Consider the following 16,572-nt stretch of genomic DNA (forward strand, 5'->3'; position numbering starts at 1 on the left):
CCTGCCGACGATGCGACTCGCTGCGCAGACGAAGAAGGCCGCCTGCCGACGATACGACTCGCTGCGCAGACGAAGAAGGCCGCCTGCCGACGATACGACTCGCTGCGCAGACGAAGAAGGCCGCCTGCTCGCAAAAAAGTGTAAAAAAAGATTTCGCATTACAAAAAATAATACCTAATTTTGACGCCGACCAAACGAAAACCCTCAACAGCCTTGTCGACTGCAAGGGGCGAACATATCGTTAACCGAACTGCAACGACCGTTTTTCACGCATTTTATTCATCTATAAATCGAAAATATGTTATGAAAAAAAGACACTTTGCTTTTTTGTGGAAAATCGCCTTCCTCGCGACCGCATGGTCGACGACTTCGACGGTGTCCGCCGCTGTCGAAGCGGATATCGAAGCAATTCGACAGCGAGACTCTTACGAACTCACCGGAAAGGTTTCGGATCCGTCGGGCGAGCCCATCATCGGAGCCAATATCGTGGTGAAAGGTACGACGAACGGAACGGTGACCGACCTCGATGGCCATTTCAGCATACAGGCAAACGGCAACTCGGTGGTTCAAATCTCTTATATCGGCTATCTGTCGCAGGAGATCCCCCTGAACGGTCGACGATCGATCGCCGTAACACTGCAGGAAGATGCCCAATCGTTGAGCGAAATCGTCGTCGTCGGTTACGGTACGCAGGCGAAGGTCAATCTGACCGGCTCCGTAGTTGCCGTGTCGGAAAAAGAATTGAACGCCCGTCCCATCACCTCCGTATCGGCAGGCATTCAGGGGCTCGCACCCGGCGTCACGGCGCTGACCGCCTCAGGTAAACCCGGCGCCGACGGCGCTTCTTTCCAGATTCGCGGAAAGGGCACGCTGAACAATTCCGATCCGTACATCCTCGTCGACGGGATCGAAACAGGTACGATCGACCAGATCGACCCGAGCGACATCGAGTCCATCTCCATCCTGAAAGACGCTGCCTCGGCCGCCATCTACGGTTCGAAAGCCGCCAACGGCGTCATCCTGATCACGACGAAACGCGGAAAGGAAGGGAAACCGACGCTGTCGTACAACGCTTCCGCAGGCATTCAGCATCCCACAGCCCTGATCGACAAAATGAGTTCGGCCGATTATGCCACCATGTATAATTACGCGCTGGTCAATGCCGGAAAATCCAAACGGTTCACGGACGAAGAAATCCAGAAGTTCCGCGACGGCTCCGACCCGTATAATTACCCCAACACCGACTGGTACGACCTCGCTTTCCGTACCGGCTTCCTGCAGAAGCACAACGTCAGCGTGAACGGCGGTGCAACCTACGCCAAGTACCTGGTCTCGGCCGGATACCTGAGCCAAAAAGGCATCCTGCGGAACAGCGACCGCGAGCAATTCAACCTGCGCTCCAACACGGACATCAAACTCTCCGACGCCATTTCGCTCCGCACGAACCTGTCCTACATTCACAACGACCATTCGGAACCGATTCCGTCGTACGGCGTCAGCGACCTCTCGGGCGGCATCATGCATCAGGTGAGCCGCATCGCCCCCTGGATTCCTTACAAATACGAAGACGGCACGTACGGTTCTATCGGCGATGGCAACCCCATCGCCTGGCTGGACGTCGACGAACGCATCCGCTACCAAACGCAGCATTTCGACGGTATTGTGGCTGTCGACTGGCAGGTGTTGCCCGGGTTGAAACTGACCGCTCAGGCGGCCTATGTTTCCAACGTGAGAGACGTCAAGCGTTTTATGAAAGAAGTACACTACCGCGTCGGAATGCACGGCCCGAACGAACTGTACGAATATACCACGCTCTGGAACAGAGCCTCGTTCGACGGACTGGGCAACTACGAGAAGTCGTTCGGCAAGCACCGCTTCAAGGTGTTGGCAGGCTACAAAGCGGAGAAATACAACTACAAAACGCTGAACGGCACGAGGACTACCTTCCCCAACAACGAGCTGACCGACATGAACGCCGGCGCCGCCTCTACGCAAACCAACGGCGGATATTCTCGCGAGCTCGCACTCATGTCGTACTTCGGCCGATTGAACTACGACTACAAGGGCAGATACCTCTTCGAGGCTAACTTCCGCGCGGATGCTTCTTCGCGTTTCTCCAAAGACAATCGCTGGGGGTATTTTCCCTCCTTCTCGGTCGGCTGGCGCCTCTCGGAAGAACGTTTTATGGCAGGCGCCGGAAGTTGGCTCCAATCGTTGAAGATCAGAGCCTCGTGGGGGCAGTTGGGTAACCAGGATGCATTGAACGGCAATCAAGAAGCATTGAGAGACTATTATCCCTGGCTGGTCACTTACTCCATCGGGAAGAATTATCCGTTCGACGGCGTCGTCAACACCGGCGTGACCAAGACCGCGCAGAAACTGGCGTCCATCAGCTGGGAAACTTCGACGAACGTCGGCGTGGGGCTCGACATATCGTTCTTGACGCACTTCAACCTGACCATCGATTACTACGTCCGCACTACGAAGGACATTATCATGGACGTCCCCGTTCCTTCCACTTTCGGCGCCGATCCGTACAAAGACAATATCGGCAGCGTCCGCAATAGCGGGTTCGAGGTCATGGCGGGATGGCAGCGGAGTTTCGGTGACTGGAGTTTCGGCATCGATGCCAACTTCGCCTACAACCAGAACGAAATCCGTAACCTCGGCGACGTGAACGAAATGCTCGACAGTTATTTCATCAACCGTGTGGGCGAACCGTATCACGCCTATTACGGTTACGTCTGCGACGGCCTGTTCCGCAACCAACAGGAAGCCGACGACTATACCGCCCGATACGGTAACCCGTTCGGACGCAAATTCATGGCCGGCGACCTGAAGTTCAGGGATGTCAACGGCGACGGCAAGCTGACATCCGCCGACCGTGACATCATCGGCTCGCGCTTCCCGAAATTCACGTTCGGCGGCAAGCTCTTCGCCGCATGGAAAGACCTCGATCTGTCCGTTCTGCTGCAGGGCGTCGCCCATGTCAGCCGTTATTTCACGGAAACGACGACGGGCGACTTTACCGGCGACACCTCGCAGCCGGCAACCGTTTGGCTGAAGTCGTGGACGGAAAACAATCCGAACGCCAAATGGCCGCGCGCCTCCGAAGGGAAGTCCTCCGCCAGCCACCCGGGCATCTACTCCAGCTTCTGGTGCGTCAATACCAACTATATCCGCGTGAAGAACCTGCAGATAGGCTACAACCTGCCGAAACACCTTATCGGCAAACTCGGTATCTCGAAAGCGCGCATCTTCTACTCCGGCGAAAACCTTTTCACTTTCGACAACCTCGATCTGAACATCGACCCGGAAACGCCGGACGGCAATACGTACATCTATCCCAACCTGAAGACCAGTTCGTTGGGCATCCAATTAACCTTCTAAAACGAATCGAATCATGAAACCGAATAAAATCATCGCCATACTCGGGGGAACCATCCTCCTGACGGCCTGCAACGACTTCTTCGATACGGCTCCGAAAGATCAGCTGACGCCGAGCACCTTCTGGAAAACGGAAACCGACGCCGAACAAGCGGCTACGGCCTGCTATAACGAATGGGTAGACAACGCCCAAGGATCGTCCATCGTCTTCTTCGAAGATATCATGTCGGACATCGCCTACAACTACACCCGCACCAAAAACTACGCGTACGTGGGCAACGGCACGTCCACAGCCGCCCACGCCGTACAGTATTACAAGTACGTGACCATTAACCGTTGCAACCTCTTCCTCGAGCACATCGAACAAGTACCCTTCACCAGCGAGGCGGCGAAAAAAGACCTGATCGCACAGGTACGCGCTATCCGTGCCTGGTATTATTTCCGCCTTTGCTTCTGGTATGGCGGCGTGCCGTTGATTACGACGACCCCGCAAACGGCAGAAGAAGCACGGATTCCGAGAAATTCCGAATCGGACGTCCAGAAGTTCGTCTTGGACGAGTTGGACAAGGCGATCGCCGACATCAACGAAAAGCCCGCACAGCGAGGTCGCATCGCAAAGGGGACGGCCCTGGCCATCAAGATGCGAGCCCACCTCTACTGGGGCGATTACGCGCAGGCGTCGAACACCGCCCGTCAAATCGTAGCCTTGAACCAATACGAATTGGATCCGAACTTCCTCCAGATGTTCAACATCGCCGGCCAAGGGTCCAAGGAAATCATTTACGCCTACCAGCACGTAAAGGATACGTATAAGTTCAGCAACGCCATCCGAATATTCAATAATCAGGACGGCGGATGGGCCTCCTGGGTGCCGACGATGAACTTGGTGGACATGTTCGAAATGAACAACGGCCTGATGCCGGAAGAGGAAGGCTCCGGCTACGACCCCGTACACCCCTACGCCAACCGCGATCCCCGCCTGGCGCTCGAAATCGTCTATCCGGGGATGGACTGGGTCGGAGCGGACGGCAAGCAACGCATCGTCAACACGGTGGACCATATCGTCGACGGGCAAAAGAACTACGATTACTACCTGGCTGCCGACAACGCTTCCAAAACCGGCCTGATCTTCGCCAAGTACGCGGCCCCTATCTCTCAATATGCAGCCGCCTTGAACAACGACAACCTCTGCCCCATCCTCTTCCGCTATGCCGAAGTGCTGTTGACCATTGCGGAATGCGATGTCGAGCTGAACCAGCACTTGGACGAAGCGCTCGATCTGATCGACCGATTGCGCGTACGCGGCGGACAGATCAAAGTCGACCGCAACAAGTATGATACGCAAGAGAAAATCCGTGCGTTGGTCCGCCGCGAACGTACCATCGAATTGGCCGGTGAAGGTTTCCGCCGTCAGGATATCGTGCGCTGGAAGAACGACAAGGGTCGATTGGTAGCGAACGACGTGATGAAAGATTTGTATCGGATGATCGGAACGATCGATTACTCGCAAAACGACCCGACCCGACGTTTCGTCCAAACTTTGCCGACGGACGCTAACAAAGCCGACCGACTGATCGAACCTCGCACCTTCGCCGATTACCAGCGCTACTTGCCCATCCCGCAAGCGGACATGGATAAGAACAAAAAACTGACTCAAACGCCGGGATACGATTAATCACTGTTCGAGGATCCGTCGGAAGGATCTTTCCTCCCAACGGATCGCTTTTAACCATTAATTATTATATGATGAAAAAACTTTATTTCATTTTCCTGCTTCTGCTCTGTCTCCCTGCGCTGACTCATGCTGAACGGATCAGGATCCTTCACGGACCTTATCTTCAGAACGTCGGCGAAACGGAAGCGACTATCGTGTGGGAGGTAAACAACGAATCCGTAGGATGGGTCGAATTGGCTCCGGACGACGGAACCAATTTCTATGCCTCAGAACGCCCCAAGTACTTCGATACGAAGATTGGGATAAAGACTACTTCAAAACTTCATGCCGTGAAGTTGACCGGTTTGAAGCCGAACACCGTTTACCGCTATCGGATCTACGCCCAGGAAGTATTGTCCCACGAAAGCATCCGCGTCCATTACGGCGACGTGGCAGCGACAAACGTATATACGGCCAAACCGCTGACGTTCAAAACGAACGATGCGAACAAGGCGGAGACCTCGTTCGTCATCCTGAACGATGTCCATGCAAGACCGAACCTCATCACGCCTTTGTTGAATCACGCAGGCTTCAAAGAAAAAGACATGGTGATCTACAACGGCGATATGGTATCGGAATTCACCGACAGAGATACGATTTTCACCGGTTTCATGAACGAAAGTATAACACTGTTCGCTAAAGAGCAGCCTTTCTATTACATTCGCGGCAACCATGAGACGCGAGGCGAATTCGCCACGCACTTCCAGGATTATTTCTGTCCTCGCGAGCCGAATTTGTATTTTACCGTCCGGCAAGGACCGGCTTTCTTCATCTTCTTGGACACCGGCGAGGACAAACCCGACAACGACTTGGAATATGCCGGCATTACGGATTATGACCGTTACCGCACACAGCAGGCCGAATGGTTGAAAGAGGTCGTCGCTTCGGAAGCATTCAAACAGGCCAAGTTCAAGATCGTCGTGGCACACATCCCTCCCGTACCGATAAAAAACGCCTGGCACGGCCAACACGAGGTGCTGAATAAATTCGTTCCTATTCTGAATCAGGCGCACATAGACCTCATGTGCTGCGCTCACCTGCACCGGTATGTCTACGAAGAGCCTTCGGAAACCATTCGGTTCCCCGTCTTGGTCAACTCGAACAACTCGTGCATCTCGGCAGAGACCGAAGGGAATCAGTTGCGTGTAAGAGTGTACGAACTGGATGGCAAAGTTTCGTTCGACAAGACGTATACCGCTCAAACGAAATAGCAACCCTCGATTCGGAGAGGAGGTGCCAAAATAAAAGTTTGAAGGAGCGGATCTTCAGCAGCTCCCCTAAGTGAGCAGGAATGTCACGAAGTAAGAGAGGGGATGCAGGTGATCCCCCTCTCTTCATATCCCTCCGACCTAAACGGACGGCAGCGGTCAGTATGCAGCTCCTTGCCCGTCGTACTCCCGACTATGCCAAGAACAGAATCAACAACTGCGCGGTGACAATACGCAGGAACATGGACAGCGGATAGACGGTGGAATAGCCTACCGCAGGCGCATTGTTATTCGCCGTCTGATTGGAATAAGCCAAAGCGGGGGGATCTGTATAACTGCCTGACATCACACCCATCAGCATAAAGTAATTCGTCTTGTAATACAGACGGGTGAAGACGCCCATGATCAATAACGGCAAGACGGTGATCAGGAAACCGCACGCCACGTACAACAATCCGTCGCCCTCGACGACGGTCTGAAAGAAGTTCGCCCCTGCCTTGATCCCCACGCTGGCAAGGAACAGGGCGATTCCTATCTCGCGAAGCATCAGGTTAGCGCTGGTGGTGGTGTAGGTAACCAGCTTCACTTTATAACCGAAACGCCCCATCAGAATGGCGATGATCAACGGGCCGCCCGCCAAACCCAATTTCATGGGAGTAGGCATTCCCGGCAAGGTGAAGGGGAGACTCCCGAAGATGATGCCGACGAAGATTCCCACGAAGATGGTTACGATATTGGGCGTTTCCAAACGTTTCAAGGAATTGCCCATCATGCAGGCCACACGTTCCACCGCATCCTGCGGGCCGACGACCATCACGCGATCGCCCACCTGAATCTTCAAATTACGGGAGGCGAAGATGTCCGTCCCCGAACGGTTGATTCGCGTGACATTCACCCCGTACATGCTGCGGAAATGCAGCTCTCCCAATTCCTTCCCGTTCATCTTCGATTGAGTAACCAAAATACGGCGCGAGACCATCGGGGTATCCTGCTTCTCCCAGTCCACCTGAATTCTCGGGCCAATAAAGGCACTGATGCCGTCCGCATCCTCCTGCGCACAAACCACGAACAACTGGTCGCCCAGATGAAATACGGTCTCGCGCGAAGGAATGCTCACATGGCCATTCTGCAAAATGCGCGACACCACGAAATCGCGCCCCACCAAATTCTTGATCTGCATGAGGTTCCTTCCCACCAGGGCCTCGTTATGCACTTCGAGGTGCATCTTCAACGGAGTGAGATGCGGATTGGCGGCCTCCTGCACGTCGATCTCGTCGGATTCCCGTTTCAAATCGATACGACAGAAATACCTCACCGCAAGGATGGATCCGATAATACCCAACACGCCCAACGGATAAGCACAGGCATACCCCATAGCGATCTGCGGCCCGTTATAGCTGAGTTGCGACAAAGCCTCGTTGGCCGCGCCAAGTCCGGGCGTATTCGTCACGGCTCCGCAAAGTACGCCCACCATCATGGGCAGTTCGACTCTCCCCCGCAAAGCGTAGTAAAGTGCCAGAGCCACGACGATATTCAACAGCACAATACCGCCGGCGACAAGGTTCATGGAAATGCCCCCTTTCTTGAACGAAGTAAAGAAAGACGGCCCCACTTGCAGACCGATACAGAAGACGAACAGGATCAGGCCGAAATCCTGCAGGAAGTTCAATATTTGAGGAGCTCCGGTAAAACCGAAATGCCCGCAGACGATGCCTGTGAAGAGTACGAAAGTAACTCCCAGCGAAATACCGAAGAATTTAACTTTGCCCAGTAACATCCCTACCGCAATGACGAATGCATAGAGAAGAACGATATGGGCGATCGATGCCGTGTCCGTGAATAGTGTTTGTAACCAATTCATAACTTACCAGTGTTTTGTTTGTTTAATTAAGAGATCACAAAAGTAGGTATTAATTCCGGTATGCCCCAACAATATCGGAAATATATTTGCTCCGACGGAAGTCGAGGTCCCTTCCGCCTGCCGACAAGTGTCCGCTTCGAATCGATACGGTAAAAAATCAAGCTAAAAAATAACGAATGAAAAAGGTTTTAGTTATCTTTGCACATCGAGAATATTTAAATTTTAATACCAATTGAAACTATGGCAGATAGTAAAGAAAAACTCTTTTCGGATTTTATCCCCACCTCTACCCAAGAGTGGCTGGATAAAATTACAGTCGACTTGAAAGGCGCTGACTTCGGGAAGAAATTGGTTTGGAGAACCAACGAAGGTTTTAACGTGCAACCCTTTTACCGAAGGGAAGACGTGTTGAAACTCAAAACGCCCGACGCTCTACCGGGCGAATTTCCCTATGTGCGCGGCAACAAGAAAGACAGCAACGTATGGTACATCCGACAGAACATCTATGCAGACGAAGCGGCCACAGCCAACGCCAAAGCCCTCGACGTGCTGAACAAAGGCATCGACTCCTTGGGCTTCCACATTTGCGGAAACGAGGTGAGCGTCGAATTCATCGATGCACTATTGCAAGGCATCGCATGCGAAGCGGTGGAACTCAACTTCACGACGTGTCCCAAACATGTCCTTGAACTGTCGCGAATCCTGACGGCTTACTTCGAACAGAAAGGTTGCGACAAGAAGCAACTGGTAGGTTCCGTCGATTTCGACCCGATCAAAAAGATGGTCATGGAGGGGAAGGATGCCACCCCGTCGCTCGGCATAGCCCCGAAACTGATCGAAGTATGGAAAGATTATCCTCACTTCCGTTGCATCACGGTCAACAGCGAATCGCTCAACAATGCCGGCGCTTACATCGCACAGGAATTGGGCTATGCCCTCTCGTGGGGTAACGAATACTTGCAGGAACTGACCGATGCCGGCGTAAACGCAGACCTCGCCGCTACGAAGATCAAGTTCAACATGGGCGTATCGGAAAACTACTTCATGGAACTGGCCAAGTTCCGTACGGCCAGAATGCTTTGGGCGCAAATCGTCAGAGAATATGCTCCGAAGCACGACGAGTCGTGCCAGATGATCGTCAATGCGACGACTTCCAAGTATAATCAGACACTCTTCGACAGCTACGTCAACCTGCTCCGCTCGCAGACGGAAGCGATGAGCGCCGCTTTAGGAGGCGTCCACTCCATGGTCGTTACGCCGTTCGACTCTTGCTACGAGAGCCCGACCGATTTCTCGGAACGCATCGCCCGCAATCAACAGCTGCTGCTGAAAGAAGAAAGTCACTTCGGACAGATCGTCGATCCGGGAGCAGGCTCTTACTATATCGAAGAATTGACCGACAGCCTGGCAAAAGTGGGTTGGGACCTCTTCCTCAAGATCGAAGAGGAAGGCGGATTCCTCGCAGCCGTAAAAGCCGGAACAGTGCAGGACGATATCAACGCTACGAACGCGAAACGACATGGCGATGCAGCCAAACGCAAAGAATTCATCCTCGGCACCAACCAGTTCCCGAACTTCAAAGAAAAATCGGAAGGCAAGCAAGCCACCGCCAGCCAATGCGGCTGTGGCAAGGAGGAAGAACCTCCGTTCAAATCGATCAAGAGTACCCGCTTGGCCGCCGACTTCGAAGATCTCCGCATCCACACGGAAAACAGGAAGGTTCCGACAGCATTCATGCTGACCATCGGCAACCTGGCCATGCGTCAGGCCCGAGCACAGTTCTCCTGTAACTTTCTGGCCTGCGGCGGTTATCACGTGATCGACAACCTCGGTTTCAAGACCGTGGAAGAAGGCGTCGACGCGGCATTGGCCGCCGGAGCCGATATCGTGGTGCTCTGTTCGAGCGACGACGAATACGCTGAATATGCCATTCCGGCATTCAAGTATCTGAATGGCCGCGCCATGTTCGTCGTGGCCGGAGCTCCCGCCTGCATGGAAGATCTGAAAGCTGCAGGCATCGAGAACTTCGTTCATATCAAATGCAATGTGCTCGACACACTGAAAGAATACAATCAAAAATTAGGAATTTAATGGGATTCGGTTATACACACAGAAGTCATGAGAAAGAATTTTAAAGACATAGACATTTATGCAGGTATCAAGGCCGAGAACGGTTCGGAATGGCTGAAAGCCAACGACATTAAGCCGAACTGGAAGACGCCTGAACACATCGAGGTTCGCCCCGTGTACACGAAAGAAGACCTGGAAGGGATGGAACACCTGGACTTTGCTGCCGGTATTCCGCCTTTCCTCCGCGGTCCGTATTCCATGATGTACCCGTTTCGCCCGTGGACGATCCGCCAGTACGCCGGATTCTCTACGGCGGAAGAATCCAATGCCTTCTACCGCCGTAACCTGGCATCGGGGCAAAAAGGGCTGTCGGTCGCATTCGACCTTCCCACCCACCGCGGTTACGACCCCGACAATGCGCGCGTCGTAGGCGATGTGGGAAAAGCCGGCGTCTCCATTTGCTGCGAAGATAATATGAAGGTGCTGTTCGCAGGCATTCCGCTGAACAAGATGTCCGTATCCATGACCATGAACGGGGCCGTGCTCCCTATCCTCGCCTTCTACATCGTAGCCGGTCTGGAACAGGGCGCCAAGCAGGAAGAAATGGCAGGCACCATTCAGAACGATATCTTGAAAGAGTTCATGGTGCGTAATACTTACATCTATCCGCCGTCGTTCTCCATGAAGATCATCGCCGATATCTTCGAATACACGTCGCAGAACATGCCCAAATTCAACTCCATCTCTATCTCCGGATATCACATGCAGGAAGCCGGAGCGACAGCCGATATCGAGCTGGCCTATACCCTTGCCGACGGCATCGACTACCTCCGTACCGGCGTCAATGCCGGTATTCCGGTGGATAAATTTGCGCCTCGCCTGTCGTTCTTCTGGGCGATCGGCATGAACCATTTCATGGAAATAGCCAAGATGCGCGCCGGACGTTTGCTATGGGCCAAGATCGTGAAAAGCTTCGGCGCACAAGATCCGAAGTCGCTCGCCCTCCGTACGCACAGCCAGACATCGGGCTGGTCTTTGACGGAACAAGATCCGTTCAACAACGTCGGCCGTACCTGTATCGAAGCGATGGCCGCCGTGCTCGGCCATACGCAGTCCTTGCATACCAATGCCTTGGACGAGGCGATTGCATTGCCGACGGACTTCTCCGCACGCATCGCCCGCAATACGCAGATTTACATTCAGAACGAGACGAAAGTCTGCAAAGAGATCGACCCGTGGGCAGGTTCCTACTACGTAGAGACACTGACTAACGAGTTAGTTCACAAGGCATGGGAACATATTCAGGAAATCGAGAAACTCGGCGGGATGGCCAAAGCCATCGAGACTGGTCTGCCGAAAATGCGTATCGAAGAAGCCGCCGCCCGGACTCAAGCTCGTATCGACTCCGGCGCCCAGACCATTGTCGGCACCAATAAATATCGATTGGAACACGAAGATCCCATCGACATCCTCGAAGTCGACAATACCGCCGTACGCAAGCAGCAGGAAGACGTGCTCGTAGAGGTGCGCGCCCATCGGGACGAAGCCGCATGCGAGGAAGCGTTGAAAGAGATCACCGAATGTGTCCGCGAATTCCACGAAGGAAAGAAGAGCAAGGATAACTTGCTTGCACTGGCCGTCAAAGCGGCTCAACTCCGCTGTACGCTCGGAGAAATCAGCGACGCCTGCGAAAGTATCGTAGGCCGATATAAAGCTATCATCAGAACAATTTCAGGCGTGTATTCATCAGAAAGTAAAAACGATAAGGACTTTGACGTGGCTTGCAAGCTGACCGATGAGTTCGCAAAAAAAGAAGGTCGACGGCCGCGTATCTTCATCGCCAAGATGGGACAGGACGGGCACGACCGCGGTGCGAAAGTCGTGGCAACCGGTTATGCCGACTGCGGCTTCGATGTGGATATGGGACCCTTGTTCCAGACCCCAGCGGAAGCCGCCCGCGAGGCTGTCGAGAACGACGTGCATGTGGTAGGCGCTTCTTCGCTGGCTGCAGGTCATAAAACCTTGATTCCTCAATTGATTCAGGAGCTGAAGAAACTCGGACGCGAAGATATCATGGTCATTGCCGGCGGCGTAATCCCTGCACAGGATTACGACTTCCTGTACAAGGCAGGCGTAGCAGCCGTCTTCGGCCCCGGAACATCCGTAGCCAAAGCGGCTTGTAAAATCATGGAAATTCTCTTGGAAGAATAGTTTCCTCCTAACAGTTTTAAAAAAGAAGAAAGTGCGCCGTTCACACGGTGCACTTTCTTCTTATGGCATACGGCAGCGGGCGGCGAAACGCCCGTGCGTCGGCAGCCGTCTCCGGGAATCCTGAAAACAAACGGCGGCGCCCCGCATAACCGGGGTGCCGCCGTCTTGTCTATTCCCTCTCCCCTCCCTATGGGGGAGGGGCCGGGAAAGAGGCTTTGGGGAAGAGGCTGTTAATACGCGGTGCCCGCCCTATTGGTAATCTTCAGGTTAGTGCCGTCCCAATTCAGGAAGGTGTGATACACCTTGCCTTTTTGTACCGTCCTGCCGGGGAGGTTGTTGGTGGAGTAATCATAAGAGCCAGCGTCTTTCTGTAGCATTCTCGCCCCCATTTGATTGACTTGGTCGGTGCTGACCAACCAGCGGTAGAGAACTAGCTCGGCACCGGCTGCTAACTTCTGACCGTAGAGAGGAAGAAAACTTTGGTCATTAATAGAAAAACTGACGCACTGCTTGTACCGCCAACGGGGGTAATCGGTAGTAATCTCTCCGGTGGTTACATCCATTGTCAGTGACTGAGAGCCATGCAATCCGTTCCTGATAAAAGAGGAAGCAGACTCCGACGGATACTGGAATCTTATATACGTCGGCAATTGCCTCTCCATGCCGGTGCTGTTCTTCAGGTGAAGCGCCATGATCCAGCCGGTGTGCGCAAGGTCGAGGGTGAGTGTGTTCAGCCCGGCTTTTGTAATCCCCGTGCGTGAGAAGAGCAGCATGGGGTTAATGATGCCGTTTCCCCGTTCTCCTCCCTTATCCAATGTGACACCAAAATAATCCTCCGAAACAAGCTTGTAGTTCGCCGTGCCGGCTTCGAATACGCCACCATAAGTCTCATCCATGTAAGGCCTTTGGTACACGGCATAGAAGTCGAAAGTATCTCCGGCGCCTATTTCAGTGGGCATCTCCCACGTGAACTTCGCCGTCTTGCCGTCTGCGCTGATGCTGCCCGGCACGATGGTTGCGTCTTTGTGGTAATAGGCAACACCCTTCTTGAAGCAGAGCTTCAGCTTGTCGTCGGCCGTCCACTTCATCACGACGCCCGAAACGGAGGCACCGTCAGGCTCGTACGTGGCACGGGTGGCGGCGTCATCGGTGAACTGGGGCATGGTGGCTTGCAGGGTGATGACACGTGCGTTACTGTCTTGGCTGTCTTGCACAGCCTCTGGCAGGTCTTGGTTGGAGCAGCCGGCCGCTATCAGGGCAAGGGCTGCGAGGGTCAATTTTACTTTCATACTATTTGTTCATTTAATGGATTTTACATTACCAGTCTTCTCCCGGCAGTCCAGGCAGGGGGTTGGTGCTTCCGCAAAGCACTTGGGAGGTTTCTACTTCGATGACTTCGATTTGAGGAGACGCGTACTGGCCTTCGGCGGCTCTGCAGAGATGGAGGGATTTGTCCTTCTTTTCCATAAAATAAAAATTAAATTATAAAAACAGTTGTAATTGAACTCGATGAATACGGTCTACCCCGCCGGACATTGGCGTCTCAGCAACGACGGAACGACCCATCCCCGCACGCGATGGCGCAGGCGGGAAGCAGAACCTCCAGGGGCCGAGGGCCCGCAGGAAATATATAAAGTTAAAAATATTAACGGGAGGGGGTAAACGGAGCGACACGTCTTCTCACCGCCTCGACCTGGGAAGCCCGGCGAGGAGAAAGGGAAGCGGATATCGTGAGAACGGCGTGGCTCATCTGCGTTTTTCGGTTAATGACGGGGCAATGATAACTATATTTTTTAAAATAAACAAAATTTCAAGGCTTTTTTGCATCGAAAATATTGCCGTACCTCTTCTTTTTCGCCCCCATTTATCGGACAACCTCCACGCGATACGGAGAAATGCGCCACCGAAAGACGGCTCTGCGGCTACGGCAGCGAGCGGTTCGAGCGCGACGCCCCCCCGACGAACCATCGACAGGGCGACGGAACGTCCCGCAAGGACAGAAAAAACAGATGGAAGGCTTCGACCGACGAGCGAACATTTCGCCAAAACCTAAAGACAAATTGAGACACCGGCAAATATTATTGCTTCAGAACGTTCTTGAGGCGGAAGAATAAACTATCCCGGCGCAGCCGCACCTTATACCGCCAGCCGGTCAGTAATTATGGATACTTACTCCTTGCGCCGAAGGTAAATAATTGATACCGTACCAACACATCTGCAACAGCAGGAAGGAAAACAAGATCAGGGCAAAGGCCGTGTAGGGATCCTTTAATTGCGGACGCAGATGCAAATAAAGCGCATAGGCGAACCACGTAGCGGCCGCCCAGGTCTCTTTCGGGTCCCACGACCAGTAATCGCCCCAAGCTTGCTTCGCCCAGAGGGCTCCCATCACCATACCCAAGCTAAGGAAGACCCATCCGATGCGAACGAGGTTGTCGCAGATCTTCATCTCACTTTCGGTCACTTCACGATGTGAGGGACGGAGCCACAGATACAGGGCGAAAACGGCGGCCGCTCCCAATAAAGCATAGGCCATCATATAGACGATCACGTGGGGGACGAACCAGGCGCTTTGCAAAGCCGGCATCAGCGTCCGATCGTGAATCTCCGGCTTGAACAGGTTAACGCAGATGAAGACGGTAGCCACGATCGTACTGAAGGTCAACAGCCAGGAATATCGGTATCTGGCATACATCGCTATGCCGGCCACCGACAAGAAAAGGGAATACCAAAGCCTCGTCTCGCCTAAGGTTCGCATGGGCGGCCTCTCCAACGATATCCACAGGCCGAGGATGAAGATGAAAAAGACAGCAGAACCGATACTCGATGCCGTGACGGCTTTCCATACCTTCCTGTGGAAAGCGAATATCGCGCCGATTGTCCAACAGAGGGTGGCTATCGAAGCGTAACAGATTAAATAGTCCCAACTCATCGGGCGTTCCCCCTTCTGTCGCCTGCGGCAAAAAGTATCCACGCGCCCGTTAGCAACAATAGCCATAGTGCGATGCGGACGGCCTGGTACCAACTGTCGTGAACACATTCGAACACGCTGCTTGTGCTCCATCGCCCCCTTCGAGTATCGTAACCGGCTTGATAGATGTACCAACTTCCCATCCGGGCGGGGTGGTTGACCGTTATCCGGAAAGGATGTATTTTCCCGCGTTCGTCTCTTACCGATATATCGGACAGATAATGTTTCGCCGTACGAGGCGGCATGAAGAGCGCGTACCGGTCATCCACCATCAGATAGGAAGGATCGAAGAGGAAGCTCCCGCAGCTGACCCATCCGGAAGCTTGCCGCTTTGTCCGCCGGTTGAGGGCATGGAGACGAAGAGCCGGCGCAGCCCCTATGTGTTCCAATTCGCGGAAGCCGGCGCTGTCGGGGACGGCCGTCTCGTAGCATCGCTCGGCTTTTATCTCCCATTCGCCTAAATTACCTCTCTCTCCTGCCCGTTCCAACATAATATGCGCTTCGGAAGTCGAGCCGCTTAGGGTGTCGACCATATGGATCTTGGCGGGATACTCCTCCATGGAGAATGCATGCAGGGTAATGGTGAAAGGAAGCAAATAGGGTTTGCCTTCGTGGATTCCGGTGTCGGTCGGTTCGTTTTGTTGTGCCGAGACGCGTACTCTTACCTTGTCGCCGCTCCCGAATATTCCGGCGAGCAGTACGACGAAAACGCACGAGTGCAAAAGCATGAGGACGGGTTTCCTTTGACGGAAATGATACAGATCCTCGACGAGGTTGAGTCCTAAAGTCGTAGTAAAGTATATCAGCAGGATGTTGAACGGCCACGAAGCGGTCATCCGGGTAAAGCCCAAGGCGCTTAACAGACCGGTTCGATGGACATCTTGCCGGACAAGACCGAAGAGGACGGTTATCATTACCATCGAAGCTAAGGAAGCGACGCAAGCGTAACGATCGTAGAACTTGTGCAGGCGGGGGTACCTGTCCGCCGAATAGTTGAAGACAAATAGCAGATAAACGTAGAGCGCAGCCCCTATCGCCCCCCAGGGATAACGTAGGAACGAAGGGTCGAGGTCGCCTGCGATGAATTGAAAAATTATGCCTGCCGAAAACAGGCAGGCACAATATATGAAAGCTTTTTTATATCCCATTG

The 16,572-nt window shown here is 53.5% G+C and carries 10 protein-coding genes; 5 read left to right on the forward strand and 5 right to left on the reverse strand.

The genetic code is table 11. The features are described from left to right. The first annotated feature begins 303 nt into the window (after positions 1-303). The 3 genes from BN102_RS06530 to BN102_RS06540 all read left to right on the forward strand — a co-directional run bounded on the left by BN102_RS06530 (position 304) and on the right by BN102_RS06540 (position 6,312). Complete coding sequence (locus BN102_RS06530; protein ID WP_019208310.1) at positions 304-3,390, forward strand: SusC/RagA family TonB-linked outer membrane protein; 3,087 nt, start codon at positions 304-306, stop codon at positions 3,388-3,390. A 13-nt stretch (positions 3,391-3,403) separates the two neighbouring features. Continuing rightward, positions 3,404-5,062, forward strand: a complete 1,659-nt coding sequence (locus BN102_RS06535) for a RagB/SusD family nutrient uptake outer membrane protein (RefSeq protein WP_019208311.1) — start codon at positions 3,404-3,406, stop codon at positions 5,060-5,062. Between the two features lie 71 nt (positions 5,063-5,133). Continuing rightward, positions 5,134-6,312 carry a purple acid phosphatase family protein gene (locus BN102_RS06540; RefSeq protein ID WP_036787640.1) on the forward strand — a complete coding sequence of 393 codons (1,179 nt, stop codon included), beginning with the start codon at positions 5,134-5,136 and terminating at the stop codon, positions 6,310-6,312. Between the two features lie 190 nt (positions 6,313-6,502). Here the strand turns inward: BN102_RS06540 and BN102_RS06545 are convergent, their stop codons facing one another. Further along, positions 6,503-8,170 carry a putative transporter gene (locus BN102_RS06545; protein WP_021312021.1) on the reverse strand — a complete coding sequence of 556 codons (1,668 nt, stop codon included), beginning with the start codon at positions 8,168-8,170 and terminating at the stop codon, positions 6,503-6,505. A gap of 240 nt (positions 8,171-8,410) precedes the next feature. Between BN102_RS06545 and mutA the strand changes: the two genes are divergently transcribed. Then, positions 8,411-10,261 (forward strand): methylmalonyl-CoA mutase small subunit, encoded by a 1,851-nt coding sequence (mutA, locus tag BN102_RS06550; protein ID WP_019208314.1) that lies wholly within the window; start codon positions 8,411-8,413, stop codon positions 10,259-10,261. A 27-nt stretch (positions 10,262-10,288) separates the two neighbouring features. Next, a complete protein-coding gene (scpA, locus tag BN102_RS06555; RefSeq protein WP_019208315.1) occupies positions 10,289-12,451 on the forward strand; it encodes a methylmalonyl-CoA mutase in 2,163 nt (720 codons plus the stop codon). Between the two features lie 230 nt (positions 12,452-12,681). Here scpA and BN102_RS06560 read toward each other — a convergent pair whose 3' ends face one another. The 4 genes from BN102_RS06560 to BN102_RS06575 form a co-directional block, all read right to left on the reverse strand. Next, complete coding sequence (locus BN102_RS06560; protein WP_019208316.1) at positions 12,682-13,740, reverse strand: hypothetical protein; 1,059 nt, start codon at positions 13,738-13,740, stop codon at positions 12,682-12,684. A 28-nt stretch (positions 13,741-13,768) separates the two neighbouring features. Then, a complete protein-coding gene (locus BN102_RS10925; protein ID WP_156810952.1) occupies positions 13,769-13,918 on the reverse strand; it encodes a hypothetical protein in 150 nt (49 codons plus the stop codon). 685 nt (positions 13,919-14,603) lie between these two features. Beyond that, entirely contained in the window at positions 14,604-15,383 is a 780-nt protein-coding gene (locus tag BN102_RS06570) for a cytochrome c biogenesis protein (protein ID WP_019208319.1), read from the reverse strand. Then, positions 15,380-16,570: a cytochrome c biogenesis ResB family protein gene (locus BN102_RS06575; protein ID WP_019208320.1), complete on the reverse strand. Its 1,191-nt coding sequence runs from the start codon at positions 16,568-16,570 to the stop codon at positions 15,380-15,382. Before BN102_RS06575 ends, BN102_RS06570 begins: the two co-directional genes overlap by 4 nt. Positions 16,571-16,572 lie beyond the last annotated feature (2 nt).

Origin of the sequence: Phocaeicola abscessus CCUG 55929 (assembly GCF_000312445.1) — a bacterium.
Classification (GTDB): Bacteria; Bacteroidota; Bacteroidia; order Bacteroidales; family Bacteroidaceae; genus Phocaeicola; species Phocaeicola abscessus.